Source organism: Novosphingobium decolorationis (assembly GCF_018417475.1).
Lineage (GTDB): Bacteria > Pseudomonadota > Alphaproteobacteria > Sphingomonadales > Sphingomonadaceae > Novosphingobium > Novosphingobium decolorationis.
In genome coordinates this window covers 3,419,364-3,444,174 of sequence record NZ_CP054856.1, presented here as the reverse complement: position 1 = coordinate 3,444,174, position 24,811 = coordinate 3,419,364, and the positions used below count along the sequence as shown (strand labels likewise).

General features: G+C 67.2%; 29 protein-coding genes. 15 read left to right on the top strand and 14 right to left on the bottom strand.

Going from position 1 to position 24,811, the window contains the following annotated elements; translation table 11 throughout:
- Nucleotides 1-12: 12 nt before the first annotated feature.
- The 5 genes from HT578_RS15985 to HT578_RS15965 all read left to right on the top strand — a co-directional run bounded on the left by HT578_RS15985 (nt 13) and on the right by HT578_RS15965 (nt 5,326).
- A complete protein-coding gene (locus tag HT578_RS15985) occupies nt 13-1,833 on the top strand; it encodes an aminopeptidase P family protein (RefSeq protein ID WP_213500675.1) in 1,821 nt (606 codons plus the stop codon).
- 51 nt (nt 1,834-1,884) lie between these two features.
- The gene (locus HT578_RS15980; protein WP_213500674.1) at nt 1,885-2,292 is read left to right on the top strand and encodes a cupin domain-containing protein; all 408 of its coding nucleotides are present in this window, start codon (nt 1,885-1,887) and stop codon (nt 2,290-2,292) included.
- Between the two features lie 209 nt (nt 2,293-2,501).
- On the top strand, nt 2,502-3,146 hold the full coding sequence (locus HT578_RS15975; protein WP_213500673.1) for an EF-hand domain-containing protein: 645 nt from the start codon (nt 2,502-2,504) through the stop codon (nt 3,144-3,146).
- Between the two features lie 27 nt (nt 3,147-3,173).
- Nucleotides 3,174-3,908: a response regulator gene (locus HT578_RS15970; protein WP_039389045.1), complete on the top strand. Its 735-nt coding sequence runs from the start codon at nt 3,174-3,176 to the stop codon at nt 3,906-3,908.
- A complete protein-coding gene (locus HT578_RS15965) occupies nt 3,905-5,326 on the top strand; it encodes an ATP-binding protein (protein ID WP_213500672.1) in 1,422 nt (473 codons plus the stop codon). The genes HT578_RS15970 and HT578_RS15965 overlap by 4 nt, the downstream gene beginning before the upstream one ends.
- A gap of 145 nt (nt 5,327-5,471) precedes the next feature.
- Here HT578_RS15965 and HT578_RS15960 read toward each other — a convergent pair whose 3' ends face one another.
- Nucleotides 5,472-5,897: a hypothetical protein gene (locus HT578_RS15960; RefSeq protein ID WP_213500671.1), complete on the bottom strand. Its 426-nt coding sequence runs from the start codon at nt 5,895-5,897 to the stop codon at nt 5,472-5,474.
- 30 nt (nt 5,898-5,927) lie between these two features.
- Nucleotides 5,928-7,526, bottom strand: a complete 1,599-nt coding sequence (locus tag HT578_RS15955; RefSeq protein ID WP_213500670.1) for a helicase HerA-like domain-containing protein — start codon at nt 7,524-7,526, stop codon at nt 5,928-5,930.
- Nucleotides 7,527-7,723: 197 nt separating this feature from the next.
- On the opposite strand from HT578_RS15955, the gene pabB reads away from it, so the two are divergent.
- The 4 genes from pabB to arfB are packed head-to-tail and all read left to right on the top strand — an operon-like array spanning nt 7,724 to nt 11,782.
- Entirely contained in the window at nt 7,724-9,550 is a 1,827-nt protein-coding gene (pabB, locus tag HT578_RS15950; RefSeq protein ID WP_213500669.1) for an aminodeoxychorismate synthase component I, read from the top strand.
- Between the two features lie 50 nt (nt 9,551-9,600).
- Entirely contained in the window at nt 9,601-10,719 is a 1,119-nt protein-coding gene (locus HT578_RS15945; RefSeq protein ID WP_213504397.1) for a pyridoxal phosphate-dependent aminotransferase, read from the top strand.
- Nucleotides 10,716-11,369 (top strand): RluA family pseudouridine synthase, encoded by a 654-nt coding sequence (locus tag HT578_RS15940; protein ID WP_213500668.1) that lies wholly within the window; start codon nt 10,716-10,718, stop codon nt 11,367-11,369. Before HT578_RS15945 ends, HT578_RS15940 begins: the two co-directional genes overlap by 4 nt.
- Nucleotides 11,366-11,782 carry an alternative ribosome rescue aminoacyl-tRNA hydrolase ArfB gene (arfB, locus tag HT578_RS15935; protein ID WP_039389057.1) on the top strand — a complete coding sequence of 139 codons (417 nt, stop codon included), beginning with the start codon at nt 11,366-11,368 and terminating at the stop codon, nt 11,780-11,782. The genes HT578_RS15940 and arfB overlap by 4 nt, the downstream gene beginning before the upstream one ends.
- Before the next feature lie 16 nt (nt 11,783-11,798).
- On the opposite strand, the gene HT578_RS15930 is transcribed toward arfB, so the two are convergent.
- The 5 genes from HT578_RS15930 to dksA form a co-directional block, all read right to left on the bottom strand.
- Nucleotides 11,799-12,017 (bottom strand): hypothetical protein, encoded by a 219-nt coding sequence (locus HT578_RS15930; RefSeq protein ID WP_213500667.1) that lies wholly within the window; start codon nt 12,015-12,017, stop codon nt 11,799-11,801.
- Nucleotides 12,018-12,021: 4 nt separating this feature from the next.
- Entirely contained in the window at nt 12,022-12,411 is a 390-nt protein-coding gene (locus tag HT578_RS15925) for a DUF4112 domain-containing protein (RefSeq protein ID WP_039389060.1), read from the bottom strand.
- 72 nt (nt 12,412-12,483) lie between these two features.
- Nucleotides 12,484-14,142, bottom strand: a complete 1,659-nt coding sequence (locus HT578_RS15920; RefSeq protein WP_213500666.1) for an ABC transporter substrate-binding protein — start codon at nt 14,140-14,142, stop codon at nt 12,484-12,486.
- 77 nt (nt 14,143-14,219) lie between these two features.
- Entirely contained in the window at nt 14,220-14,585 is a 366-nt protein-coding gene (locus HT578_RS15915; RefSeq protein ID WP_213500665.1) for a PilZ domain-containing protein, read from the bottom strand.
- A gap of 223 nt (nt 14,586-14,808) precedes the next feature.
- On the bottom strand, nt 14,809-15,267 hold the full coding sequence (gene dksA, locus HT578_RS15910; RefSeq protein ID WP_039389064.1) for an RNA polymerase-binding protein DksA: 459 nt from the start codon (nt 15,265-15,267) through the stop codon (nt 14,809-14,811).
- A 298-nt stretch (nt 15,268-15,565) separates the two neighbouring features.
- On the opposite strand from dksA, the gene HT578_RS15905 reads away from it, so the two are divergent.
- Nucleotides 15,566-15,916 (top strand): hypothetical protein, encoded by a 351-nt coding sequence (locus HT578_RS15905; protein ID WP_239026320.1) that lies wholly within the window; start codon nt 15,566-15,568, stop codon nt 15,914-15,916.
- Between the two features lie 33 nt (nt 15,917-15,949).
- On the opposite strand, the gene HT578_RS15900 is transcribed toward HT578_RS15905, so the two are convergent.
- Genes HT578_RS15900 through HT578_RS15880 form a run of 5 tightly spaced genes read right to left on the bottom strand, consistent with a single transcriptional unit; the run spans nt 15,950 to nt 19,258 of the window.
- Complete coding sequence (locus HT578_RS15900) at nt 15,950-17,092, bottom strand: GNAT family N-acetyltransferase (protein WP_213500664.1); 1,143 nt, start codon at nt 17,090-17,092, stop codon at nt 15,950-15,952.
- 21 nt (nt 17,093-17,113) lie between these two features.
- On the bottom strand, nt 17,114-17,881 hold the full coding sequence (locus HT578_RS15895; protein WP_213500663.1) for a glycerophosphodiester phosphodiesterase family protein: 768 nt from the start codon (nt 17,879-17,881) through the stop codon (nt 17,114-17,116).
- Nucleotides 17,862-18,326 (bottom strand): RidA family protein, encoded by a 465-nt coding sequence (locus HT578_RS15890; protein ID WP_039389069.1) that lies wholly within the window; start codon nt 18,324-18,326, stop codon nt 17,862-17,864. Before HT578_RS15890 ends, HT578_RS15895 begins: the two co-directional genes overlap by 20 nt.
- The gene (locus HT578_RS15885; protein WP_213500662.1) at nt 18,319-18,969 is read right to left on the bottom strand and encodes an HAD family hydrolase; all 651 of its coding nucleotides are present in this window, start codon (nt 18,967-18,969) and stop codon (nt 18,319-18,321) included. The genes HT578_RS15890 and HT578_RS15885 overlap by 8 nt, the downstream gene beginning before the upstream one ends.
- A 37-nt stretch (nt 18,970-19,006) precedes the next feature.
- Nucleotides 19,007-19,258 (bottom strand): DUF3572 domain-containing protein, encoded by a 252-nt coding sequence (locus tag HT578_RS15880; protein ID WP_239026319.1) that lies wholly within the window; start codon nt 19,256-19,258, stop codon nt 19,007-19,009.
- A 98-nt stretch (nt 19,259-19,356) separates the two neighbouring features.
- Here HT578_RS15880 and HT578_RS15875 point away from each other — a divergent pair, with 98 nt between their 5' ends.
- From HT578_RS15875 to spt, 3 genes are all read left to right on the top strand, one after another.
- Nucleotides 19,357-19,719: a response regulator gene (locus HT578_RS15875; RefSeq protein ID WP_039391733.1), complete on the top strand. Its 363-nt coding sequence runs from the start codon at nt 19,357-19,359 to the stop codon at nt 19,717-19,719.
- Between the two features lie 149 nt (nt 19,720-19,868).
- Complete coding sequence (locus HT578_RS15870; RefSeq protein WP_039391734.1) at nt 19,869-20,108, top strand: acyl carrier protein; 240 nt, start codon at nt 19,869-19,871, stop codon at nt 20,106-20,108.
- An 11-nt stretch (nt 20,109-20,119) separates the two neighbouring features.
- Nucleotides 20,120-21,358 carry a serine palmitoyltransferase gene (spt, locus tag HT578_RS15865; protein WP_052321992.1) on the top strand — a complete coding sequence of 413 codons (1,239 nt, stop codon included), beginning with the start codon at nt 20,120-20,122 and terminating at the stop codon, nt 21,356-21,358.
- 90 nt (nt 21,359-21,448) lie between these two features.
- Here the strand turns inward: spt and HT578_RS15860 are convergent, their stop codons facing one another.
- Together HT578_RS15860 and HT578_RS15855 are read right to left on the bottom strand one after the other, a co-directional pair.
- Nucleotides 21,449-22,003, bottom strand: coding sequence for an NADPH-dependent FMN reductase (locus HT578_RS15860; RefSeq protein ID WP_213500661.1), 555 nt, complete (start codon nt 22,001-22,003; stop codon nt 21,449-21,451).
- A 113-nt stretch (nt 22,004-22,116) separates the two neighbouring features.
- Nucleotides 22,117-22,755 (bottom strand): YqaA family protein, encoded by a 639-nt coding sequence (locus tag HT578_RS15855; protein ID WP_213500660.1) that lies wholly within the window; start codon nt 22,753-22,755, stop codon nt 22,117-22,119.
- 192 nt (nt 22,756-22,947) lie between these two features.
- On the opposite strand from HT578_RS15855, the gene HT578_RS15850 reads away from it, so the two are divergent.
- Nucleotides 22,948-23,463, top strand: a complete 516-nt coding sequence (locus HT578_RS15850) for a hypothetical protein (RefSeq protein ID WP_213500659.1) — start codon at nt 22,948-22,950, stop codon at nt 23,461-23,463.
- Entirely contained in the window at nt 23,453-24,775 is a 1,323-nt protein-coding gene (locus HT578_RS15845; protein WP_213500658.1) for a DNA-packaging protein, read from the top strand. Before HT578_RS15850 ends, HT578_RS15845 begins: the two co-directional genes overlap by 11 nt.
- Nucleotides 24,776-24,811 lie beyond the last annotated feature (36 nt).

The window sequence follows — 24,811 nt, the reverse complement described above, 5'->3', positions numbered from 1 at the left end:
GACTTGAAAACAATGCTGATGAACACCCATGAATCGCGCCTCGACGCGCTGCGCCAGGAACTCAAGCGCCGCGGCCTCGACGGCTTCGTCGTGCCCATCTGCGATGAGCACATGAGCGAGTACGTGGGCGCCTATGCCCAGCGCCTGCCCTGGCTGACCGGCTTTGCCGGATCGGCGGGCTCGGCCATCGTGCTGACCGATCCCACCCGCACGCCCGCGGCCGCCATGTTCACCGATGGGCGCTACACCATCCAGGTGCGCGAACAGGTCGATGCCCGCTTCTACGCCTACGAGAGCGTGCCCCAGACCAGCCACGCGCAGTGGCTCGCCGAGCACATGCCCGAGGGCGCCGTGATCGGCTACGACGCCTGGCTGCACACCGCGCACTGGACGCGCAGCGTCGATGCGGCCATCGCCGCGAAAGGCGGCAAGCTCGTCGCCGTCGAGGGCAATCCCATCGACGCAGTGTGGGAAGACCAGCCCCTCCCCTCCCCCGCGCTCGCACTCGTCCACGCCGAGGAATTTGCCGGACAGTCGAGCGAGGCCAAGCGCGCTACGCTCGCCGAGGGGCTCACCAGCCGCGGGCTCGATGCGACCGTCGTCACCGCGCTCGATTCGATTGCCTGGCTGCTCAACATCCGCGGCTCGGACGTCGCGCACACCCCCGTCGCACTGTCCTACGTCATCGCCCACGCCGATGGCACGGCCGACCTCTTCATCGCCGAGGAGAAGGTGACGCCCGAGCTGCGCCAGCACCTGGGTAATGCCGTCTCGATCCTCCCGCGCGACGGCTTTATCGCAGGTCTGGAGTGCCTCGCGGGCAAGCGCGTCGCGCTCGATCCCGACAACGCGGTGGTCGCGATTGCCCATGCCCTGAACCACGCAGGCGCCACGGTGATCGAGGCGCGCGACCCGGTGGTCCTGCCCAAGGCGATCAAGAACCCGGTCGAGCAGCAGGGCCACCGCGACGCGCAGGAGCGTGACGGTGCGGCGGTCTCGCGCTTCCTCCACTGGCTCTCGCTCGAAGGTCCCAAGGGCGAGGTCACCGAACTGTCGGCCGCGGCCAGACTGCTGGAATTCCGCCAGGAATGCGGTGATCTGCGCGACACCTCGTTCAACACGATCTCGGGTGCAGGCCCCCACGCCGCGCTGCCCCACTATGCGGTCACGGAAGAGAGCAACCTGACGCTGGAGCCGAACTCGGTGTTCCTGTGCGATTCGGGGGGGCAGTACCCGGCAGGCACCACCGACATCACCCGCACCGTGTGGATCGGGCCGGGCGAACCGGGCGCGGAGGTGAAGGCGCGCTTCACCCGCGTTCTCAAGGGCCATATCGCGCTTGACCGCGTGCTCTTTCCCAAGGGCACGGCCGGGAGCCAGCTCGATATCCTCGCGCGCCACGCGCTGTGGCAGGCCGGGCTCGACTATGCCCATGGCACCGGGCACGGGGTGGGCAGCTTCCTGGGCGTCCACGAAGGCCCCCAGCGCATCGCCAAGTCGGGCGGCGGCCAACCGGGCACCGAGCAGGCGCTGCTGCCGGGAATGATCCTCTCCAACGAGCCGGGCTACTACAAGGCAGGCGAATACGGCATCCGCATCGAGAACCTGGTGCTCGTCGTCCCGCGCGCGATCCCGGGCGCGGAAGGCGAGTTCTACGGCTTCGAAACCCTGACCTTCGCCCCGATCGAGAAACGCCTGGTCGATACGGCCTTGCTGACCGAGGAGGAAACGGCCTGGTGGAATGCCTACCACGCCCGCGTCAATGAGCTGATCGGCCCGCAACTGGATGGCGCGGCGAAGACCTGGCTGGAGGAGCAATGCGCGCCGCTCTGAGCGGCCTGCCCCTCCCTCCCGGCAGGTGAGCATTGGGAAAGGGACCTCGTCATGACCCGGCTTGTCCGTGAACTTGGCCGCACGCCCGTTCACCTGGGGCCAGGAGGCCATGCCGAGGCCCTGCCTGCCTACACAGGCACCATGGACTGGTACGCGGCCTATGCACGGCGCACCGAGGCCGACGGGCCGGACGGCCGGCTCGTCGCCCTCCACTGTCTCGATGCCGACTGGGACAGCTGGGAGATGCACCCGTGCGGCGATGAGGTCGTCGTCTGCCTTGCCGGAGAACTGACGTTGATCCGGGAGAGCGCCGAAGGCTCCCATATCTGCGAGGACCTGCACGCCGGGGACTATGTCATTATCCCCTCCGGGGTCTGGCACACCGCCGATATCGCACGCCTCGCCACCGCCCTTTTCATCACCACCGGGCATGGCACGCAGCACCGCCCCCGTCCCTGAACCTTCCCTCTCTTGCGCCTGCGTGAACGGGCCTGTCAGACCGAGACAATTGGCGACAAAAGACAAGCTGACTGGCAAACTTGCGCGACAAGCGGCCTCTAGAACGGTTATCAGAAAGTCGCGGCAGGGCGGTTGCCCCCTCCCTTCCAGACCCGCCGCGACTTTCGATCCATTCGCATTTGGGAAACCAAAGGAAAGAGAGACCGGACATGACCCCCACGTTCAAGACCACCCGTTTCAAGACTATCGCCCTTGGCCTGACCGCCGCGAGCCTCGCCCTTGGCGGCGCAGCCTACGCGCAGGATGATGCGCCGCGCGGCCCCCGTCACGCGATGATGGACGCCGACAAGGACGGCATCGTTACCCGCGCCGAGGCGCAGGCCGCGGCCGAGGCGATGTTCACCCGCATGGACGTCAACAAGGACGGCAAGATCGACGCCGCCGACCGCGAGGCGCGCCAGACTGCACGCCGCACCGCCATGTTCGAGAAGCTCGACACCAACGGCGACGGCTCGATCTCGAAGGATGAATTCATGAGCGCCGAGCGCGGCCACCGGGGTGATCGTGGAGATCGCGGCCCGCGCGCCGACGGCGAAGGTCGTCACGGCAAGCACCACATGCGCCGCGGTCACCATGGCCCGCGCCACGGCGGCGGCATGATGATGATGCGCATGGCCGACACCAACAAGGACGGCGCGATCACCCGCGAGGAAGCGGTGGCCGCAGCCCTCACGCACTTCGACATGGTCGATGCCGACAAGGATGGACAGATCACCCCCGAAGAGCGCAAGGCGGCGCACGAAAAGATGCGCGCCCAGTTCAAGGCCCGTAAGGCCGAAGGCTCGGCCAAGTAGCGAGCGGGCGCGGAACGAAGGATGGATATGAACGACACCGCGCCTGTCCGCCTGCTTCTCGTCGACGACGAAGCGGCCCTTCGTGAACCCCTGGGTGAGTACCTCTCGCGCCAGGGGTTTACCGTCACCCAGGCCAGCAGCGCCGCCGAGGCGCGCACTTTCCTGCGCGACCACAAGGCGGATCTCGTCCTCCTCGACATCATGATGCCGGGCGAGGACGGGCTTTCGTTCTGCCGCCACCTCGTCGAGGCGCAGGACCTGCCCGTGATCTTCCTGACCGCGCGCGGCGAGGCGACCGACCGCATCGTCGGGCTCGAGATCGGCGCGGACGACTATGTCGTCAAACCCTTCGAACCGCGCGAACTGGTCGCGCGCATCCGCTCGGTCCTGCGCCGCGCGGCCCGCGGCGTGCCTGCCGCCCCCGAGAACGAGGCTTTCCTCTTCGAAGGCTGGACGCTCGATCCCCTCAAGCGCCGCCTGACCGACGCGGACGGGGCGGTCGTCGCGATTTCCTCGGTCGAGTTCCGCCTGCTCATGGCCTTCCTGGAGCATCCCCGCCAGGTCCTCGACCGTGATCGCCTGCTCGACATGGTGCAGGGCCGCGAGGCCCACCTCTTCGACCGTGCGGTCGACAACCAGGTCAGCCGCCTGCGCCGCAAGATCGAGGTCGACAGCCGCAATCCGCAGCTGATCCAGACCGTCTGGGGCGGCGGCTACATGCTCGCCGCCGACGTCAAGCGGGTGGCGCTGGAAGACGAATGAAAGCCCTCCTTCCCCGCAGTCTGATGGGGCAGATGCTGCTCGCCGTGGCGGTTGCCCTGCTCTTCGTCCAGTCCTTGAGCGCTTTCCTCGTCTACAGCGCCCAGCGCGACAGCTACGAAACCGGCATGCTCAACGTGGCCGCCTTCCGCATCGTCATGGAGACGCGCGGACGCGAAGCGCTGCGCGGTGCCGAGCGCCCCGAAAGCGCCCCCTTCGGTGGCCCGCGCCCACGTGGGTTCCCGCTCGAAACCACGACCACGGCACCGAACCTGAGCAAGGAAGTGCGCGACGGCCATGCCGAGGCCAAGCTGGGACAGATTCTGGGCGAGCAATCGCTCAAGGTGGCCCGGATCGTCATTGTCCACCGCCGTCTCGGCGACGACAAGCGCGCCAGCGAACGCTTCCTGCGCCATGCCCGACACCACGAGATGCCCCGCGAACAGATGAATGAGATCCTGGGCAACCACCTGATTGTCGTCGGCGTCCAGCTCGAGGGGCAGGACCAATGGCTCGTCACCCGCGTGCTCTCGCCGCGCGCGATGAACCTGCTGCTTTACCCCCTGATCTTCCAGACGCTGGGCATCTACGCCGTACTGATGGCGGCGGTGACCTTCATCCTGCGGCGCATGACCCGACCACTCGCAGCCCTCACCCGGCGGGTCGAGGACTTCGCCGTGGCCCGTGATCTGGATGGACAGATCCCCGTGTCGGGCCCCGAGGACATGCAGCGCCTGATCCTCGCCCACAACGCGATGGAAAACCGCATCGTCGACCTGCTCGATGAAAAGGACGTGATGCTGGGCGCCATCGGCCACGACCTCAAGACCCCGCTAGCCGCCCTGCGTGTGCGCATCGAGAGCGTCGAGGACGACATCGAACGTGCGCGCATGGCGACCACCATCGAGGACATCGTGCGCACCCTCGACGACATCCTGTCGCTCGCCCGCGTCGGACGTCCGAGCGACCCGCTCGAACGCACCGAACTCTCCGCCCTCGTCGTCTCGGTGGTCGAGGAGTACGAGGACATGGGCGAGCCGGTGGAGCTGGGGGAAACCTGCCGGATGGCGCTCGAACTGCGCCCTACCTGGCTGCGGCGCGCGCTGCGCAACCTCATCGGCAACGCCCTGCGCTATGGCCACACGGCGCGTGTCTCGCTCGGCAAGGACGGCGGGCAGGCCGTGATCGTGATCGAGGACGACGGGCCGGGCATCCCGGACGATTCCATCGAAAGCATGATGAACCCGTTCACCCGCGGCGACCCCTCGCGCAATTCGGCCACCGGCGGCGCGGGACTGGGCCTCGCGCTTGCCCGCGCGATCGCGGACCAGCACGGCGGATCGCTGACCCTCGCCAACCGGTACGGTGCTGAAGGCCGCGTCGAAGGCCTGACCGCGCGTCTGACCATCCCGATGGGGTAAAGAAGTAAGGATATCTTCAAGGGGTCATCACCCCTTGGACCCCAGACTCGGCAACCTCACCTTTCTCCGCCACCACGGCGCGCGAGAGGTGAGGTCGACAGTTCGGGGAGCCCGAGGGCGATGGCCCTCGGACCTATCTTTCGGCTCATCTCTTCAAGGCCTCCCCGGTCCCGGCTTCCGAGACCGACCATTCCCCCGTCGTGCAGTCTTCCGGATCGAACGAAGCCACGGCGCGCATCGCCTGCGCAGGTTCGTCGGGCAAGGCGACCTGGAATCCGACCGTGGCCGTCCACGTCCCCTTGTCGTCCGCCTCATCGACCCGGAACTGCCGGAAATCGAGGCCGCGACTGCCGGGAGGCAAGACCGCGCTGATCTGCAAGAGCACGTCGCGCAGGAAGGCGGCGTTGCGGGTCCGGCAGATATCGGCAGGCTCAGGCGCGGAGAGGTCCGCCTTGTCGATTGCGTAGGTGGTCGGCGTTGGCGCAGGCTCCGGCGCATCGGGACTGCACGCACAAAGCGCGAGCGCCAGGAGTGCGCCCCCTGCCAAGGTGCCTGCACGACTGATCCACATCCGCATCGTCTTCTCCCGAAATTACGAAACCTAGCGCATCAGCCCGCCAATGAGGTTGCGAGCGAAACGGCCGATGCCCGGGATGCCGATGGCTTTTTCCACCGCCGATCCGAAGGTCCCAGCCGCCGCGCTCGCCGCCGAGGCGCCGGGGTTGGCACGGCTGGTCTTGCCCTGCAGCTTCTGGGCCAAGATCGCGCCCGCGCTCGCCGCCGCGGCTCCCGCCGCCGCCTTCGCGGCCTTGCCGCCAAGGCCGTCCCACAGACTCGGGCTACGGCGTTCGCGGCGGCGCACTTCTTCTTCGCCCTTCTCGGCAACTTCCTGCGCCGTCACCGCCGCATCGGCGGCCTTGGCCGCGAGCACTTCCTCGGCGCTGTCGCGGTCCACCGCCTCGTCGTACTTGCCGGCAAAGGGGCTGACCGACCGGATGATCGCGCGCTCGCGGGCCTCAAGAGGCCCCAACCTTGAGCGGGGCGGCGCGATGAGCGTGCGCTGCACGACACCGGGCGCGCCATCCTCGTCCAATGTCGAGACAAGCGCCTCGCCCACCTTGAGTTCGGTGATGGCCGCTTCGACATCGAGGTCGGGGTTGATGCGGAAAGTTTCCGCTGCTGCCCGGATCGCACGCTTGTCGCGCACCGTGAAGGCCCGCAGCGCGTGCTGGACGCGGTTGCCCAGCTGGCCTGCGATGTCCTCGGGGATGTCGACCGGGTTCTGCGTCACGAAGAACACGCCCACGCCCTTGGAGCGGATCAGGCGCACCACCGTCTCGACCGTATCGAGCAGCGCCTTGGGGGCATCGTCGAAAAGGAGATGCGCCTCGTCGAAGAAGAAGACGAGACGCGGCTTCTCAGGGTCCCCCACCTCGGGCAGCGCCTCGAACAGTTCGGACAGCAGCCAAAGGAGGAACGTCACGTAGAGCTTGGGACTGCGCATCAGCTGATCGGCGGCGAGCACGTTGACGAAGCCGCGCCCCTTCTCGTCGCACCGCAGGAAATCCTCGATCTCCAGCGCAGGTTCGCCAAAGAACTGGCCCGCCCCCTGCGCCTCCAGCGCGAGGAGCTGGCGCTGGATCGCCCCGACGCTGGCCTTCGTGACGTTGCCATAGCGCGCGGACAACTCCGATGCGTTCTGCGCCGTATAGGCCAGCATCGCCTGCAGGTCGGGGAGATCGAGCAGCAGTAGCCCCTCCTCATCAGCAAAGCGGAAAACGATCTGGAGGACGCCCTCCTGCGTGTCGTTGAGGTCCATCAGCCGGGAGAGCAGCAGCGGTCCCATCTCCGAGATGGTGGTGCGGATCGGGTGCCCCTGCTTGCCATAGATGTCCCAGAACACCGCCGGATTGTCGGCATAGGTATAGTCGGTGATCCCGATCTCGCGCGCGCGGCCTTCCAGCTTGTCGGCGTTCTTGAAGAGCGGGCTCCCTGCCATCGAAATGCCCGACAGGTCGCCCTTCACGTCGGCCAGGAACACCGGGACGCCCTGTGCGGAGAATTGCTCGGCCAGCGTCTGGAGCGTGACCGTCTTGCCCGTGCCGGTCGCCCCCGCAATGAGGCCGTGGCGGTTGGCCCGGTCCAGCCGCAGTTCCTGGCGCTGCCCGTCCCCGCCCAATCCCAGATAGAGTGCGCTCATCGTCCTCGTCTTGCCTTCTTTTTTCCGCTCGCCAGGAATGGCCGGCTACGCAATAGGTGATAGAGGCGAGCCATGCGCGGGGTCGAGAGTGTTTTTGCCGTGGGCAAGTGCCATCAGGCCCGCCGCATCCGGCCTTCCGTGCCATTCCGGGTGTTTCCACCGGACGCATAATTGCTCTAAGGGGCCTGACGAAGACGATGACCGAGCCCTTCATTCTCCTCGACGATGCCCGCACCCATGGTGCCGTGGACGCCCGCCTCTACCGCAGCCCGGTGGAGATCGTGTCCGCGCGCGCGCCCGGGGAGGTTCTGCCCGCCCTTGCCCGGATGGAAGAACTGTCGCGCGAAGGGCTGCATCTTGCCGGATACATGACCTACGAGGCCGGGCTGGTACTCGAAGCCAAGCTTGAACGCTTCGCAGGCCAGGAGGTCGACGGGCCGCTTCTCTGGTTCGGTGCCTTCACCGCCTACGAAGCGATTGCGCCCGATGCCATGGAGCTGTGGCTCTCGCGCCATGGCGGCAGCGAAGAAGCCTGGATCGGGCCGATGAAGCCGGTGCGTACGCTCGGCGAATACACCCGTGCCTTCGACCGCCTGCAGGAAGCGATCCACGCGGGCGACATCTACCAGGCGAACCTGACGATGCCGCTGGAAGGCCCCTGGCAGGGCGATCCGCTGGGCCTTTACGCCAAACTGCGCCCGGCCTCCGAAGCGGGCTATGGCGGGGTGATCTTCGACGGACGCGACTGGCATCTCAGCCTCTCGCCCGAACTCTTCTTCCAGATCACCAACGGCACGGTCCACGCCCGCCCCATGAAGGGCACCCGCCCGCGCGGCCGGGATCTCACCGAAGACGCGGCCCTGCGCGCCGAGCTGTCCGCCTCGGCCAAGGACCGCGCCGAGAACCTGATGATCCTCGATCTCATGCGCAACGACCTCAGCCGCGTGGCCGAGCCGGGCAGCGTGCGCGTGCCTGCGCCCTTCGCGATCGAGAGCTATCCGACCGTGCACCAGATGGTCTCCTCGGTCGAAGCCCGGCTCAAGGCGGACAAGGGTCCGCTCGATCTCCTGCGCGCGCTGTTTCCCTGCGGCTCGATCACCGGCGCGCCCAAGATCCGCGCGATGGAACTGATCGAAGAGGTCGAACAGGGCCCGCGCGGCGTTTATTGCGGGTCTATCGGCCACATCGAACCCACTGGCGATGCCGCCTTCAATGTGGCAATCCGCACGCTGCGCCTGGCACCGAAGAACGCCGGGTCCGGCGCGTTCGGTGGCCGCGCGAGGCTGGGGGTCGGCTCGGCCATCGTTGCGGATTCGCAAAGCCTGCCGGAGTGGCGGGAATGTCTTGTCAAAGGGGGTTTCGTGCGAGGTTCGGGAACGCAAGGATCGGGGAAGGCGCCATCGCCCGCGCGCTTCGACCTGATCGAGACCATGCGCTTCACGCCCGACGAGGGCATCCCGCTCCTCGAGATGCACCTTGAGCGCATGAAGGCGAGTGCGGCGGCGCTGGGCTTCGTATTCGACCGTCACGCGGTGCGCAACGCAATCCAGGCGCTGTGCTTCGATGCCGCGCAGGCCGCCAAGCTGCGCCTCGTGACCGCCCGCAGCGGCGCCTACGCGCTTGAACTCGCGCCCCTTCCCGAAACGCCGAGCGAGCCGCTGGTCGCCGCCGCCGTGCGCATTCCGGTCGACAGTTCGGACTGGCGCCTGGCCCACAAGACCAGCGACCGCGCCTTCTACGAGGCCAGCCTGGCCCTCGCGCGCGCGGCAGGAGCCGCCGAGGCCCTGCTCCTGCGCGACGATGGCCGCGTGACCGAGGGCAGCTTCACCAACATCTTCGTGGAGCGCGGCGACGTGCTCCTGACCCCGCCCGCCACGCTTGGCCTGCTGCCCGGTGTCCTGCGCCGCTCGCTCATTGAAAGCGGCCGCGCGCAGGAGGCCGACCTCACGCTGGACGATCTGGCGGAGGGCTTCTTCCTCGGCAACGCGGTGCGTGGCCTCTTTCCGGCAAGGCTGCTCGCGTGACCCATCTTTCGACCGCCCTCTCGCGCATCGCGCCCTCGCAGACGACCGCGATGACCGACCGTGCCATCGAACTGCGCGAGGAAGGGCGCGACATCATCTCGCTCTCGGTAGGCGAGCCCGATTTCGACACCCCGCCCCACGTCCTTGCCGCCGCGCACGCCGCGCTCGAGGCCGGGCTTACCAAGTACACGCCGGTCGGCGGCACCTCGCAGTTGAAGCGCGCCGCGGCCCTCCACTTTCGGCGCGATCTGGGCATCGACGTTCCGACCTCGCAGATCACGGTCAGCGCGGGCGGCAAGCAGGCGATTTTCCACGCCCTCCTCGCCACCGTCAGCGAGGGTGAAGAAGTGATCGTGCCCTCTCCCTGGTGGGTCAGCTATCCCGAGATGATCCGCTTCGCCGGGGGCAAGGTCGTGCCGCTGATGACCTCGCCCAAGGACAACTTCCGCTTCTCGCCCGCCGATTTCGAAGCACAGATCGGGCCGCGCACGCAGTGGCTGATGCTCAATTCTCCGGGCAATCCGACCGGTGCATGCTACCCCGCCGAGATGCTGCTGGGCATTGCCGAGGTCCTGCGCCGCAACCCGCGGGTGATGGTCCTCTCCGACGATATCTACGCCCCGCTCAACTACACAGGTGGCGGCCATGCGACGCTCGCCGCACTGTGCCCGGACCTCGCCGATCGCGTGCTGACCATCTCGGGCGTCTCCAAGAGCCATGCAATGACCGGCTTTCGCATTGGTCTGGCCGCAGGTCCCGAATGGCTGATCCGCGCGATGGAGCGGCTCCAGTCGCACTCCTCGGGCAACCCCTGCTCGATCAGCCAGGCTGCGGCCGTCGCCGCGCTGGAAGGCCCGCAGGAGTTCCTGGCTAAGTGGCGCGAGCGCTTCCGCGCCCGGCGCGACCAGGTCGTTGCCGCGATCAACGCGATCCCCGGCCTCTCCACGCCGACGCCCGACGGCGCGTTCTACTGCATGATCGATGCCTCCCCGCTGATGGAGCGTTTCGGTGATGACACCGCGCTCGCACTCCACATTCTCGAACATGGCGTCGCCATCGTTCCGGCCTCGGCCTTTGGTGGAAGGAATGGTTTCCGGATCAGCTTCGCCGCCGACGAGGCCCGGCTCGACGAGGCGCTGCGCCGCATTGCAAAGGCCCTAGCCGCATGAACATCCCCATTCTCTACGAAGACGCCGAAGCGCTCGTCATCGACAAGCCCGCCGGGCTTCCCATCGACCGACCGCGCGCGGGCGGCGCCTGCCTCGAGGACTATCTCGAAGACCTCAAGCTCGGCTTCCAGCGCGCCCCGCTTCCCGTCCACCGGCTTGACCAGGACACTTCGGGCTGCCTGCTGCTGGCGCGCAACCCCAAGGCGCTCAAGCGCTTTTCCGCCGCCTTCGAGGAGCGCCTCGTGGAAAAGCGCTACCTCGGCATCGTCGATGGCGTGCTGGAACAGGAGGAAGGCACGATCGCGCTTTCGCTTTCCAAGGTCAGCACCGCCAAGAGCGGCTGGCGCATGATCCCGGCGCGCAAGGGCAAGCCCTCCACCACCCACTGGCGCAAGCTGGCCGAGGTCGATGGCCGCACCCTTGTCGAATTCCGCCCGGAAACCGGCCGCACCCACCAGATCCGCGTGCACGCGGCCTCGGGCCTGGGCGCGGCGCTGATCGGCGATCCGGTCTATGGCAGCCGCAAGGGCGCGCCGCGCACCATGCTGCACGCCGCCGGCCTGCTCGTCCCCCGCCCCACCAAGGACCCGATCGGCGCGATGGCCCCGCTTCCTGCGGACTTTGCCGCCCTCGGTTTCGGAGACGCATGAGCGAGGCCGAAACCGTCATCAACCGCGCACAGGCGCTCTGCTCGGAAAGCTTCATCGCGGCCTCGGGCCCGGGTGGGCAGAACGTCAACAAGGTGGCGACCGCGGTCCAGCTGAGGCTCAACGTCTACGCGCTGCGGCTCAGCCCACCGGTCTTTGCGCGTTTCAAGGAACTGGCGGGCAGCCGCCTCACCGCCAGCGGCGAACTCGTCCTCACCGCGCGCCAGTTCCGTACCCAGGAGGCCAACCGCGCCGACGCGCGCGAACGGCTCGCCGATCTCATTGAACGCGCGCACGAGTTGCCCCAGAAGCGGGCCAAGAGCCGCCTCAACCGCGTCGGCAAGACGCAGCGCCTCAAGGGCAAGAAAATTCGCAGCGCGGTAAAGGCCGGGCGCGGCAAGGTGCGCCCCGACTGAAGGGTCCGGACCTTGGCTAGCGCGGTGCAACCTCGCTCGGCACCGGCGCGGCCATCCCGGATGGCACGAGAGCTTCGCTCGGCACCCGGCGTTCGTCGAGCATTTTCGCAGCCGCATCCAGCGCGCGCGCTTCGCCCACGGTGACGCCCCCCGGCCCCGGCTCGCTGTCGGCCTGTCCGCAACCGGCCAGAACAAGGGCAAGCGGCACGGCCAGCGCGCCCTGTCGCAGGATCATCCGCCTAGCCCTCGATGATCCGCGTGTGCGGATGGTGCTTGTCGAGGTGCTTGAGGATGATCTTCAGGTTTCGGCTGTTCGAGCGGTAAAGGAAATCGAAAAGATCGCCGGCAAGCGGGATTGCGCCGAGCGCGGTGTCGACACCCACATTGGCCATCATCCGCGCGATCTGCCACTTGGGCATGCCCAGCTTGCGCGCTTCCCAGACGATGTAGAGGCCCAGTGCGGCCGCGATCATGTCGCCCGCGACCGGAACCAGCCCGACAATGGCATCGAGCCCGACCTTGCGGTTGATGCCCGGCACCGTCACCGCGCGTTCGAGCACGTACTCCAACGCCTCGACCCGGCGGCGGATCGCCATCGGATCATTGCCGAGCGGAAGCTCCATCTCCATGCGCCGGGGCGAGCCCTGTCCTGTAACCACCTGTCTGCCTTTCCTGCGGCCGCCACGTCGCTGCCGTCCCTCTTACTTGGGCAGCCAGGACAAGGGCATCAAGGGGTGCCAGCCCCAGCTGTTGGTCGAGAACCCGTTGACCGTACCGCGCACGAGCGACCAGCGGATCGGGGTCCCGAAGGGAATAAAGACGTTTGCGGCCGTCAGTTCCGCCTCGGCCTCGGAGATCAGCGCCGCGCGTTCCTCGGCCGAGGACGTCTGCGCCGCCTCATCGACGCGCGCGTCAGCTTCGGGCGAGCACAGGCCCTGGCGCGCGGCGCAGGAGAGACGGTTGAGGAACCAGGTGGCGCGCGGGTAGCGCGCGACGTCGTCGATGAGCACCAGATCGGCCTCCTTGGCGACCTGCGCGCGGGTCAGACGCACGCTGATGGCGGCCAGGTCCGCAGCCAGCCGGGCAAAGAGGATCTGCGTTCCATCGCCCTCGGGAAGCCAGAGGGACAGCTCCGGAGCGTTGTCGAGCGGGGCCGGCGGGGCACCGGCGGCATCACGGCCGCTCGCGCGGGACGGCGCCTCCTCGCCTTCGGCATCCTCCAGCGCGGTGCGCGCCATCCAGGCACGGACCCGCGAGGACGCCACGGCGCGTCGATCTTCGGGCGACTGCTCGCTCCAGCGCTCGCCGATGGTGCCCAGGTCCCCTTCCAGGCTGGGCGAAACAACCCGGGTCGTGGGGCGCCAGCCGCCCACGCCGAAAGGATCGATCAGCGCGGACCGGTCGATGGCCATGGCAATCGCTTCGCGGTTGGCCGGATCAGCGAGGAAGCCCTCCTCGCGCATGACCTGGAGCCCGAACAGGCCCACCACCGGGTCAAGCTGGATCGTACCGCGCAGGATCCCGACGCTGCGGGTCAGCAGGAAGTCCTGGATCCGCCCGCCCAGGACCAGATCGACCTCGCCCGCATTGAAGCGCGCGACGGCCTCCGTGCCAGGCAGCACATGCATGCCCACCATCCGGGTCCGTTCCTCCCAGGCCTCGACGGCGGGGAGGCCCAGCCGGGACGGCTCGATCGGAGCCAGCCGCACAACCGCCTCCTGCTCCGTCCCGTCCTCCGCCGCGTCGCCATCTTCGGCGGCTGCGTTTGCCTCGCGCGCCGCGCGCGGCGCGGCGACGTCGCCTTGGACTTCGTCCTCCAGATCCGTGACAAGCGCCATCGGCCCGGCGCCCTCGTCCTTGTGGACCAGCCCCAGTTCGGGCAGCGCCAGAAGCTGGAGCAGGTAGGGCATCGGCCGCAGGAGCCGGATCTCGACCACGCGCCCGGCCATCACCCGGATCTCTTCAATTCCGGCAAGGTCGCGCTCCAGCGGCGTTCCGCGCAGGTTGCGCAGCGCGGCGAGCAGGGCCGCGCGCGCCGAGGCCCCCGTCAGTTCCTCGCCATCGAGCCATTCGCCATCGCGCAGACGGAAGATGTAGCTTTGTCCGTCATCGGTGACGATCCAGCGGTCGGCGAGTGCAGGGACGACGCGCCCTTCCGCGTCAAAAGCCACCAGCCCCTCGATCGTTGCCGCGCGGACCAGCCGCGCCGAGGTCGTATCCTCCTCGGCCAGCGGTCCATCCTCGGACGGCAGGTCGACAACGGCGATCTCGAGAGCGGACTTGTCCTGGTCCCCGCAGCCCGCAAGCAGCAGGGCGCAGGACGGCAGGAGAGTGCGAACGAAAAGGCGCAGAGCGGACATGCCCATCGAGTAGTCGATTTTGGACCTTGCGCAAATGCTTGTGCGCGCAATTCCTGCGCCTTGCGGACTGGGCAGGATCAGATCTTGCGCAGGGTCATCCCGCTGGGGCCAGCTTCCTTGTGGTTGCTGAGGTAGCGCGGCGCGACGTCTTCGCCGGGCGTGACCGGCGCACGGGCGCGCTTGGGATCGATCTCGCTATGGAAGGCAATGCCGAAACGGCTGTCCTGGACCCAGGCCACCGAACCCTCGACCCAGCCAAGATTGCGGATGTTCACCTGGACAATCGAACCGCGCACGACTCGCACCGGGCCCTCGCCCATCATGCCGCCTGCCGAGAGGTTGCGCACCTTGATGCGATGCTCTCCCTCGAGCCCGTCGACGTGCAGATCAGCCATGAGAAACAGGCTGTCGCGCGGTATCTGGCGGTTTTCGCGTTCATCCATAGGTATCAAGTCCAGCCTCTGACTCAGCCGTTCGCCCGGAACCCGGGTCGGCCTTGCCCGTGCGGCCCGACATGACAGGACAGAGGCGCGCGGGCAAGCAGATTGCTTTCCCTGCACTGGTAACCGAGAGTGGCAAACAAAGGCTTAAGGGGCCGATAGCGGTGGCCCCCATAACCCTTTCAAAGCCGCTTTCGCGCCATGTTCAGGCCGGATCCGGCCGGACTCAGTCGTCGCGGGAAATCTTTTCCCGGCGCTCATGCGCTTCCTGCGCCTCGACGGTCATCGTCGCGATCGGGCGTGCCTGGAGTCGGCCGATGCCGATAGGCTCGCCCGTCACCTCGCAGTAACCGTATTCGCCTTCCTCGATACGGCGCAGCGCCGCGTCGATCTTGGCGATCAGCTTGCGCTGACGGTCGCGGGTGCGCAGTTCGATGCCCCAATCGGTCTCGCTCGAGGCGCGATCGTTGAGATCGGGTTCACGCAAAGGTCCGTCCTGAAGCTGGGCCAGCGTGCCGGCCGAGGCGTCGAGGATCGATTTCTTCCAGGCCATCAACAGGTTACGAAAGTACTCCTGCTGCGGTTCGGACATGTAGGATTCGTCGTCGCTCGGTACGTAAGCGCCGCCAATGACCCGCCGTGCCTTGGCGAGTACGTCAATTTCATTTTCTAGGGCCGTTGCCATCCAGAGAAACTCCGCAGGTATCCGCCCCGAATCGCTTCAGCCCTGCTGCTCCGGATTTTTCCGGTAGCGCGTTCGCAATCCGCGGTCGTAGCGGCCTATAGTTCCGCACTATTGTCGGCACAAGCGGTTATCACACGATGCCCACACATTTCCTGAACGGATTTCGTCAGCTGAACATGAACAACGCCACCGCGACTTTGCGCAAACACGGTTAACGCAAACTTCACCAGCACAATCCAGTTTGCAGGCTATCGAAGGGGCCCAAGAATCGGAGCCCGCCACAAAGGGATTTTTCGAGATGGGTACTGCCTGGATCAACGCAAACGATTTCAATGAAGCTCATCCGGTCGCCGCCGAGACCGGCGATCTTCTCATTGCCAATTGCCTCGCCGCCGCTTCGGTCGGCGATACCGAAGCCTATTTCGATCTCGGCGTCGCCTTTTCGACCGGCAGCCATGGCGCTCCCTGCGATCTGGTCGAGGCGCACAAGTGGTTCAACCTCGCCGCCGTCGGCGAACACGAGGATGCCGCACAGTGCCGCGCCGAGGTCGCCGAAGAGATGACCGCACGCGAGATCGCCGAAGCCCAGCGCCGCGCCCGCCAGTGGCTGCGCGCCACCCCGCACGCCGCGCTGCGCAAGGCGGCCTGAGGCCGCCGCCCGCCCCCTTGGGCCTACTCGGGCCTATTCAGGCGCCTTGCGGAAGGGGGTACGTTCGCCAAGGAACAGCTGGTCGCGCGCGATACCGGCGCGTTCCTGCTCCAGATAATCGGCAATGGCCACGCGCAAGCCCTCGTGCACGATGTAGTGCGCTGAGACCGTGCGCACAGGTTCATAGCCACGCGCGAGCTTGTGCCCCCCTTGAGCGCCAGCCTCGACCCGGTCGAGCCCCAGCTCCAGCGCCGCGTCGATGGCCTGGTAGTAACACAGCTCGAAATGCAGGAAGGGCTTGTCGATCGAGGCCCCCCAGTAGCGGCCGTAGAGCGTGTCTCCGCCGATGAAGTTGAGCGCGCCTGCCACGGGCTCCTCGTCGATGAAGGCCAGGACCAGCAGGATATCCTCGCCCATCCGCTCACCCAGAAGGTCGAAGGCTTCGCGCGTCAGGTAGGGGCGTCCCCATTTGCGCGCGCCGGTGTCCTGATAGAAGAACCAGAAGGCATCCCAGTGCGCAGGTGTGATCTGCGCGCCGCGCAGACGCCGGATCGTGACGCCCTCCTGCGCCTTCGCACGCTCCTTGCGCAGGTTCTTGCGCTTGGCCGAAGACAGGGCGCCCAGAAAATCATCAAAGGTCGCATAGCCCCGGTTTTCCCAGTGGAACTGGATATCCTCGCGCAGAAGCCAGCCTGCACGCTCGAAGAAGGAGACCTGCTCGGGCGCGATGAAGGTGGCGTGGGCGGAAGAAAAGCCGTTGTCGCGGCACAGCGTCTCGGCGGCGCGCAAGAGCCCCAGGCCCAGTTGCGGATCGCGCGTGAGAACACGTGGCCCCGTCGCGGGCGTGAAGGGCACCGATATCTGCAACTTGGGATAGTAGGCTCCGCCCGCCCGGTGCCAAGCATCGGCCCAGGCATGGTCGAAGACGTATTCGCCCTGGCTGTGTTCCTTCAGGTAGGCGGGCAGCGCGGCGGCCAGCCGTCCGTCATCGCCTTCAACGGTGATCGGGACCGGAATCCAGCCCGAATCCTCGCCGACTGACTGCGAATCTTCCATCGCGGAGAGGAAGGCGTGGCGCACGAAAGGGTTGCCCCCCGGCACCAGAGCGTCCCATTCCCCGGCCGGAAGCGATCCGACGCCATCGTGCACCCTTGCGGTAAATTCGCCTTCGCTCACGCCTGCCCTTCGACTCCTGCCTCAGTCCTGCGCCGCGCCGACCTCGAAGATCGGCGCATCGGCATATCGTGCGACCCGTGCGGCCTCGTCCGCGCTGCGCACGGTCCAGCTTGCCACCGGAACGCCCCGCGCACGCTGCGCGGCCACGAAGCGGCTCGGCAGATCGCGCACGTCACAGGCCAGAAAGTCGGGTCTCGCGCTCCACATTGCAAGTCGCCGCTTCGCGCGCGCGGCCAGCGTACGGTTCCCGTCCTCACTCATCACGAGGCCGCGCACGGTGTGCGGGGAGTGGCGATGGAACCAGCGCGCGACGCGCGGATCGAAGCTCATGACCGCGTGCGGCCCGGTATACCCCTCAAGCACGCGGCGCACGGCCAGACAGCGCCCGGAGACCTGCCCTTCGCGCCGCGACTTGATTTCGATGAGGATCGGCACGCGGCCCGCCACCTGTGCGAGCACCTGGCGCAGGGTCGGGATTGCCTCGTCGGTTCCCATCAGGCGCAGTTCGGCCAGTTGCGCGGCGCTGCGCCTATTGACCGCCCCGTGCGCGCCGGTCAGCCGTTCGAGCGCGGCATCGTGGAAGACCACCGACTGCCCATCGCTCGACCTCTGTACGTCGAGCTCGATGCCATGGCCGCCCGCCATGGCCGCCGCGAAGGCCGCCATGGAGTTTTCCGGCACGGTGCCGGAATGCAGGCCCCGGTGGGCAAAGTCATGCTGGAAGATCCAGCCGACCCTGTCCCCACGCGGAGCCGGGCTCAGCCAGCGATCAAGCCGGCCGGACAGCAACGATGGCGTCCACTTCCACCGCTGCACCAAGCGGCAGCACGGGCACGCCCACGGCGCTGCGCGCGTGCTTGCCCGCTTCGCCGAGCGCAGCGACCATCAGTTCCGAGGCGCCGTTGGCGACCTTGGGCTGGTCGGTGAAATCGCCGGTCGAATTGACGAAGGCGCCAAGCTTGACGATCCGCTCGATCCTCTCGAGCGAGCCCAGCGCGGCCTTGAGCTGGGCCAGGATCATCACCGCGCAGGCCTGCGCCGCGACGATGCCTTCCTCAAGCGACACATCCTCGCCCAGGCGCCCGGTGACGAGCTGGCCGCCCACGAAGGGAAGCTGGCCCGAAACGTGCGCCAGGCCGCCCGCTTCCACCACCGGCACGTAGGCCGCAACAGGGGCAGCCGGTTCGGGCAGGATCAGGCCGAGTTCGGAAAGGCGGGTTTCGATATCACTCATTATGGGACGTATCCTCTTCATCTTCGCCATGAAGGCGAGCCAGTACCCAAGGCAACGCCTCACTCCAGCGATCGATCCGGGCATGGGCATGCCCGGCCTCGTGGGCGCAGGGAATGAAGCGCGCCAGGCGCGGTTCGGCGCACAGGTGCAGGCGGTGAACGGCAGGGGCGCTGTCCCCCACCGAATCGTGGTGCTGTGCAAGATCATCGACGAAGACCGCCCGGCTCGGCCGGTACTCCTCGAGGATGGCTTTCAGCGCGGGGCCCTTGGGGCCCTGGTTGGTGAAGATCGGCAGGTCGAGCCCGAATTCGCGCAGCTGCGCCGCGCGCGCGTCCTGGCGGTGATCCATCAGGTTGGTAAGGACCACCACGTCGGCGTGCTCGCGGATGGCTCCGATCGCCTCCATCGCTCCGTCGACCGGGGTCTGGCGGTGCATCTCGTCATCGAAGAAGGCGTTGAGAAGCCCCCACATCTCCGCCTCGTCGAGCTTCTCGCCCGAGCCGATGCGCGTCATGGAATTGGTGAAGCCGGGCTTCTCGAAGTCGAACAGGACGCCCTTGTCCTGCTCCAGCCACTCGCAGAAGTGGCCGATCATGTAGAGCAGCACTTCGTCGCAGTCGGTAATCAGCAGCGGGCGGGTCATGGCCGTTTCCTCGAATGTGCCCCGAATCGTGACGTCGTCATCGCGCCATCCTTTCGCGGGCCTCGGCGATCACCTGCGGCTCGACCCCGAGCGCCTCGGCTGCTGCCACAAGGTCGGGCTCATAGGCGCACAGGAATTCAAGCACACCGGCCAGCGTTGCCGGATCCCCCAACGAGGCACGCAGGTCGTCAGGCGTGAGGCCGGTCAGCGCCAGGAAGCGCTGCGCGCGCTCGCCATCCGCCAGAACCCAGCCCAGCGCGTTGAGGGAAAGGGCCTGCGGATCGGGCACGTCGGCCTTTGCGGGGGATGGCGATCTGGGAAGAATTGTCAGTCTCGCTTGGCTGTCCTAGAGCGGTCGATGAACCTTAGATGGGGCTCGGGCACCGCATGGCAAAGCGCATCCTCGTTGTCGAGGACAACGATCTCAACCGGAAACTCTTTTGCGACGTCCTGGTCAGCCAGGGCTTTGCCGTGGAGCCGGTCGCCGATGGCCGCGATGCCTTGGAAAAGGCCCGTAATTTCGTGCCCAACCTGGTGATCATGGATATCCAGCTGCCCAATGTCTCGGGGCTCGATCTTATCGAGGCGGCGAAGCAGGACCCGGTCCTGCGCACCATTCCGGTGCTGGCCGTGACCGCCTATGCGGGCAAGGGCGACGAGGAGCGGATTCGCGAAGCAGGCGCGGAAGGCTACCTCGCCAAGCCGGTCTCGATCGGCCCGTTCATGCAGGCCGTGCGGGCGCTGATCTGAGTGCGGCCCATGGGCCACACCGCCCGCGCTCCTGCCCTTGCGCGACGCGCGTTATGCCCCGACGCGCTTGACATGTTACACCCGTGCCGCTTTTGCGCCGCATTTCCGGACCACAGAGCGCCCCGGACCTTACGGAGTTATCAATGACCATGGACCGCCAAGACGTTTCGGCCCGCATCATCGCCCTGATCGAACCCTTCAACAAGAAGGAAGTCGCGATCACCGACGCCACGCGCTTCACCGACGACCTGGAATTCGACAGCCTGACCGTCATGGACTTCGTGGCCGCCATCGAGGACGAATTCGACATCATCATCTCGATGAACCAGCAGGCCGAGATCGAGAACTTCGGCCAGCTCGTCGACGCGGTGATGAAGCTGCAGGGCTGAAAGAAACCAGTATGACCGACATGATCAGCGAAAACCAGACGGCCGAGCACGCCGACCTGTTCAGCAAGTTCGACCCGCTCATCAAGATGCGCAGCGACCTGCTCTCCACCGGCGTCACCGATCCCTTCGGCCTCGTCATGGAGCGCGTGATCTCGCCCACGGTCGCGATGTGCAACGGGCGCGAGACCATCCTGCTCGGCACCTACAACTACATGGGCATGACCTTCGACCCTGACGTCATCGCGGCGGGCAAGCAGGCGCTCGACGATTTCGGCTCGGGCACGACCGGCAGCCGCGTGCTCAACGGCACCTACTCGCCGCACAAGGCGGTCGAGCAGGCGCTCTGCGACTTCTACGACATGAAGCACGCCATGGTCTTCTCGACCGGCTACCAGGCGAACCTGGGCATCATCTCGACGATCGCCGGCAAGGGCGACTACATCGTCCTCGACATCGACAGCCACGCCTCGATCTGGGACGGGTGCAAGATGGGCGACGCCGAAGTCGTGCCCTTCAAGCACAACGACATCGAGGCCATGGAAAAGCGCCTGCGCCGCATTCCCGAAGGCGCGGGCAAGCTGGTCGTGCTGGAAGGCGTCTACTCGATGCTGGGCGACATCGCTCCGCTCAAGGAGATGATCGCGGTCGCCAAGAAGTACGGCGCGATGGTCCTTGTCGATGAAGCGCACTCGATGGGCTTCATCGGCCCCAACGGCCGCGGCGTTGCCGAAGAGCAGGGTGTGCTCGACGATGTCGACTTCGTGATCGGCACCTTCTCCAAGTCGGTCGGCACGGTCGGTGGTTTCTGCGTCTCGAACCACCCCAAGTTCGAGGTCATGCGCCTCGTCTGCCGCCCCTACGTCTTCACCGCCAGCCTTCCGCCGAGCGTCGTCGCCACGGCCTGCACCTCGATCCGCAAGCTGATGGATGCGGGCGAAAAGCGCGCGCATCTCTGGGAAAACTCCAAGACGCTGCACAAGGGCCTGACCGACGCGGGCTTCCAGCTCGGCACCACCGAGCCGCAGAGCGCGATTATCTCGGTCATCATGCCTGACCTGGAACGCGGCGCGGCGATGTGGGAAGCGCTCCTGCACGAAGGTCTCTACGTCAACCTTGCGCGTCCCCCGGCGACCCCGGCCAACATGACGCTGCTGCGCTGCTCGCTCTGCGCCGAACACTCGGCCGAGCAGGTCCAGCAGATCATCGGCATGTTCACCCGCGCGGGCGAGGCCGTGAACATTCTGGGCTGATTCTTCTAGGGACAGTTCCGCACGAAAAAGGGCGGCCGGGTTTCGATCCCGGGCCGCCCTTTTTTCATGCCCTTGAGGGGAAAAAGGCGATCAGGCCCTGGCGTGCAGCGCCACCAGGTCGAGAAACTTCTCCAGGAAGCCGCCAAGGAAGTCGGCCGAGCCCTCGCCCACGGTGCCCTCCTCGGTCAGGAGATCGTCCTTCCACTGCAGGAAGACTTCGGGCTGGGTCAGCGTGGGCATGCCCAGGCACGCGATCACGTTGCGCAGGTGCTGCTGGGCCATGGCGGTGCCGATCGCGCTGGGCGACACGCCGAAGACGGCGGCCGGCTTCCCCAGCCAGCTGTTCTGCCCATAGGGGCGCGAGGCTTGGTCGATCGCGTTCTTGAGCACACCGGGCATAGAGCGGTTGTATTCAGGCGTCGCGAAGATCACGCCATCGGCCTCCGCGATCAGCGCCTTGAGCGCCTTGACCTCGGGGGCCTGCGTCTCGTCGTCCTCTTCGGTGTAGAGCGGCAGGCCGGAGATGTCGGCGAAGGTGAAAGTGTGCCCCCTCGCCGCGTCCAGCCGGGTCAGCGCCTCGGCAACCTTGCGGTTGGTGGACCCGGCGCGGATGCTTCCCACGACGACGGCAATCTTGAACGGCATCGGTCAATTCCTCCTGCTGCGCGCAGGGCCTCGCTGCGGCGCGCGGCCCGTCTGCGAAATTCACAGGAGAAGCGCGGGAAGACCCGCAAGGTTCCTTGGACCGGGCGCCCGGATCAGGCCGGAGCGGCGAGCTCGCTTGGCGCGCAGGTTTCCTGCGTTTCCTTCGCACTGCCGCCCACCAGCGAGAGCACCGCGAAGCCACCCACCAGGAGAACGCCGAAGAGCGCCGTCACCTTGCCCAGGTGCTTGTCGATGATCGCCTTGATCGGGGCCCCGAACAGGCGGAAGAGCACGCCCACCGTCATGAAGATCACGCCGCGCCCGACCAGCGCGGAAATCACGAAGGTCAGGAAGTTCATCTCCATGAACCCGGCCATGATCGTCAGCAGCTTGAACGGCAGCGGCGTCATCGCCCCCAGCAGCACGGCCAGCTCGCCGTGCGCCTGGAAGTAGCAGCGCACCTTGGGAAAACTCTCCGCAAGGCCCAGCGCGGCCAGCATCGGCTCCCCGACCAGGTCATAGAGGAAATAGCCGATCAGGTAACCGAACACGCCCCCCAGCACCGAGGCCAGCGTGGTGATCGCGGCAAAGCGCACCGCCTTCTTCGGCTCGGCCAGGCACATGAGGCCCAGCAGCGGGTGCGGCGGGATCGGAAAGAAGCTCGATTCGACGAAGGATACCCCCGCCAGCCAGCGTTCGGCGTGGCGGTGCGACGCCTTGGCCATGGTCCAATCGTAAAGGCGACGCAGCATCAGGAACCCCGGTTAATCACTCAGGTCCGTGTGCTTAATCGCGTCGCTGCAGCGCGGCAAGCGATAACCTATCTGGTTATTGAGCTTGACATTGCATGCCCATATTGGTACATAAGGGGAACAGCGCCGGATGGGACCTGCGAATCGCTCCGCCCGGCCTTCCCCTTCCATCGATGCCCACACGGAGAGCCCATGGCGGACACGACCTCGTCCGCAGGTGGCGCGCGCCCGGAACGGACGCGTGCCCCTGCCAAGAAGCCTGCGGCCCCGCGCAACTGGCGCAGGCGCTTCCTGGCCGAACTGGCCGCCACCTCGAACGTCAGCGCCTCGGCCAAGGCCGCAGGGGTTGCCAGCTCCACCGCCTACGAGGCGCGGCGCGACGATCCCGAATTCTACCGCCAGTGGCAGGAAGCCCTGTGCGAGGGCTACGACCACCTGGAAATGACCCTCCTCCAGCGCCTGCGCGAAGGGGAGATCAAGCCGCCGACGGGCGCGAAGCGCGGCACCCGCGTCTTCGACAACGCCACCGCCTTTCGCCTGCTGACCGCGCACCGCGAATCCGCGGCCCGCCAGCGCGCCATCGTGGAGAACCGCAACAGCGAGGCCATTCTCGATTCGATCAACGCCAAGATCGAGAAAATGCGCGCCCGCAGCTTCGATACCGCGCCCTCCCCTGCCGGAAACGATGGGGCCTGCGATGCACAGTGAACACCTGGGCATCCTCCTGGCCATGGCGCCCGAACACCGCCATCAGGTCCTGCGCGCCCTGACCGAGGCCGAGCGCGAGGAACTGGAAACCCACTGGAAGCTCTGGGCGCGCCCCGAACAGCTGGCCCCCGAAGGCGACTGGCGCACCTGGCTGATCATGGCCGGACGCGGCTTTGGCAAGACCCGTGCCGGGGCCGAATGGGTGCGCAGCGTCGCCGAACGCGACCCGAACGCCCGCATCGCCCTTGTCGGGGCCAGCCTGCCCGAAGTGCGCGCGGTCATGGTCGAAGGCGAGAGCGGCCTCCTTGCCATCTGCCCCGCGCGCCGCCGCCCTGTCTTTGAACCCTCGCTGCGCCGCCTCGTCTGGCCCAATGGCGCACAGGCTCTCCTGTTCTCCGCCGCCGAGCCCGAATCGCTGCGCGGTCCCCAGCACAGCCACGCCTGGTGCGACGAAATCGCCAAGTGGGACAACGCCTCCGAGCGCGCGGTGCGCGCCTACGACAACCTCGTTCTGGGTCTGCGCCTGGGCGAACGCCCCCAGCTTGCCGCCACCACCACGCCGCGCGCGGTCCCCCTCGTCACCCGGCTCCTGGCCGAGCCGGACGAAACGCTCGCCATCACCCGGGGCCGCACCGAAGACAACGCGGCCAACCTGCCGCCCGCTTTCCTCTCCCACGTGCGCCGCGCCTATGGGCAGAGCCAGCTGGGGCGCCAGGAGCTCGATGGCGAACTTCTCGCCGACATAGAGGGCGCACTGTGGAGCCGCGCGCTTCTCGAAGCCTGCCGCGAAGCCGCGCCGACCGACCTCGTACGCGTTGTCGTCGGGATCGACCCCCCGGCCTCGGCGGGCGGGGATGCCTGCGGGATCGTAGTCGCGGGCCTCGATTCGACGGGCCGTGCCCATGTCCTCGCCGACGCCTCGGTGCGCAAGGCCAGCCCCGAGCGCTGGGCCCGTGCGGCCGCCAGTGCCGCCTCGGTCTGGCAGGCCGAACGTGTCATTGCCGAAGCCAACCAGGGCGGCGCGATGGTTGCCAGCGTCCTGCGCGCCGCGAACCTCGCCCTCCCCTTGCGGCTTGTCCACGCCAGCCGGGGCAAGGTCGCCCGCGCCGAACCTGTCGCCGCGCTCTACGAGGCGGGACGGGTGCGCCACGCAGGCACCTTCCCCGATCTCGAGGACGAGATGTGCGGCCTCCTCGCCGGAGGCACCTACCAGGGTCCCGGCCGCTCACCCGACCGCGCCGACGCGCTCGTCTGGGCGCTCACCGAACTGCTTCTGGGCAAGAGCGCGCAGCCGCGCGTGCGCCTCGCCTGATAGGGCGAAAAGCCTCTGCATCAGGGCTTCTGCCCC

Coding starts and splice junctions, on each gene's coding strand:
- HT578_RS15860 (WP_213500661.1), bottom strand. CDS start 22,003: ATGCCGTTCAAGATTGCCGTCGTCGTGGGAAGCATCCGCGCCGGGTCC.
- HT578_RS15870 (WP_039391734.1), top strand. CDS start 19,869: ATGGACCGCCAAGACGTTTCGGCCCGCATCATCGCCCTGATCGAACCC.
- HT578_RS15925 (WP_039389060.1), bottom strand. CDS start 12,411: ATGGAGATGGAGCTTCCGCTCGGCAATGATCCGATGGCGATCCGCCGC.
- HT578_RS15885 (WP_213500662.1), bottom strand. CDS start 18,969: ATGACCCGCCCGCTGCTGATTACCGACTGCGACGAAGTGCTGCTCTAC.
- HT578_RS15955 (WP_213500670.1), bottom strand. CDS start 7,526: ATGAGCGCACTCTATCTGGGATTGGGCGGGGACGGGCAGCGCCAGGAA.
- HT578_RS15890 (WP_039389069.1), bottom strand. CDS start 18,326: ATGAGTGATATCGAAACCCGCCTTTCCGAACTCGGCCTGATCCTGCCC.
- HT578_RS15845 (WP_213500658.1), top strand. CDS start 23,453: ATGCACAGTGAACACCTGGGCATCCTCCTGGCCATGGCGCCCGAACAC.
- HT578_RS15855 (WP_213500660.1), bottom strand. CDS start 22,755: ATGCTGCGTCGCCTTTACGATTGGACCATGGCCAAGGCGTCGCACCGC.
- HT578_RS15980 (WP_213500674.1), top strand. CDS start 1,885: ATGACCCGGCTTGTCCGTGAACTTGGCCGCACGCCCGTTCACCTGGGG.
- HT578_RS15920 (WP_213500666.1), bottom strand. CDS start 14,142: ATGTCCGCTCTGCGCCTTTTCGTTCGCACTCTCCTGCCGTCCTGCGCC.
- HT578_RS15915 (WP_213500665.1), bottom strand. CDS start 14,585: ATGGATGAACGCGAAAACCGCCAGATACCGCGCGACAGCCTGTTTCTC.
- HT578_RS15850 (WP_213500659.1), top strand. CDS start 22,948: ATGGCGGACACGACCTCGTCCGCAGGTGGCGCGCGCCCGGAACGGACG.
- HT578_RS15975 (WP_213500673.1), top strand. CDS start 2,502: ATGACCCCCACGTTCAAGACCACCCGTTTCAAGACTATCGCCCTTGGC.
- arfB (WP_039389057.1), top strand. CDS start 11,366: ATGAGCGAGGCCGAAACCGTCATCAACCGCGCACAGGCGCTCTGCTCG.
- HT578_RS15930 (WP_213500667.1), bottom strand. CDS start 12,017: ATGATCCTGCGACAGGGCGCGCTGGCCGTGCCGCTTGCCCTTGTTCTG.
- HT578_RS15905 (WP_239026320.1), top strand. CDS start 15,566: ATGGGTACTGCCTGGATCAACGCAAACGATTTCAATGAAGCTCATCCG.
- HT578_RS15945 (WP_213504397.1), top strand. CDS start 9,601: ATGACCGACCGTGCCATCGAACTGCGCGAGGAAGGGCGCGACATCATC.
- spt (WP_052321992.1), top strand. CDS start 20,120: ATGACCGACATGATCAGCGAAAACCAGACGGCCGAGCACGCCGACCTG.
- HT578_RS15985 (WP_213500675.1), top strand. CDS start 13: ATGCTGATGAACACCCATGAATCGCGCCTCGACGCGCTGCGCCAGGAA.
- HT578_RS15960 (WP_213500671.1), bottom strand. CDS start 5,897: ATGTGGATCAGTCGTGCAGGCACCTTGGCAGGGGGCGCACTCCTGGCG.
- HT578_RS15940 (WP_213500668.1), top strand. CDS start 10,716: ATGAACATCCCCATTCTCTACGAAGACGCCGAAGCGCTCGTCATCGAC.
- HT578_RS15970 (WP_039389045.1), top strand. CDS start 3,174: ATGAACGACACCGCGCCTGTCCGCCTGCTTCTCGTCGACGACGAAGCG.
- HT578_RS15875 (WP_039391733.1), top strand. CDS start 19,357: ATGGCAAAGCGCATCCTCGTTGTCGAGGACAACGATCTCAACCGGAAA.
- dksA (WP_039389064.1), bottom strand. CDS start 15,267: ATGGCAACGGCCCTAGAAAATGAAATTGACGTACTCGCCAAGGCACGG.
- pabB (WP_213500669.1), top strand. CDS start 7,724: ATGACCGAGCCCTTCATTCTCCTCGACGATGCCCGCACCCATGGTGCC.
- HT578_RS15965 (WP_213500672.1), top strand. CDS start 3,905: ATGAAAGCCCTCCTTCCCCGCAGTCTGATGGGGCAGATGCTGCTCGCC.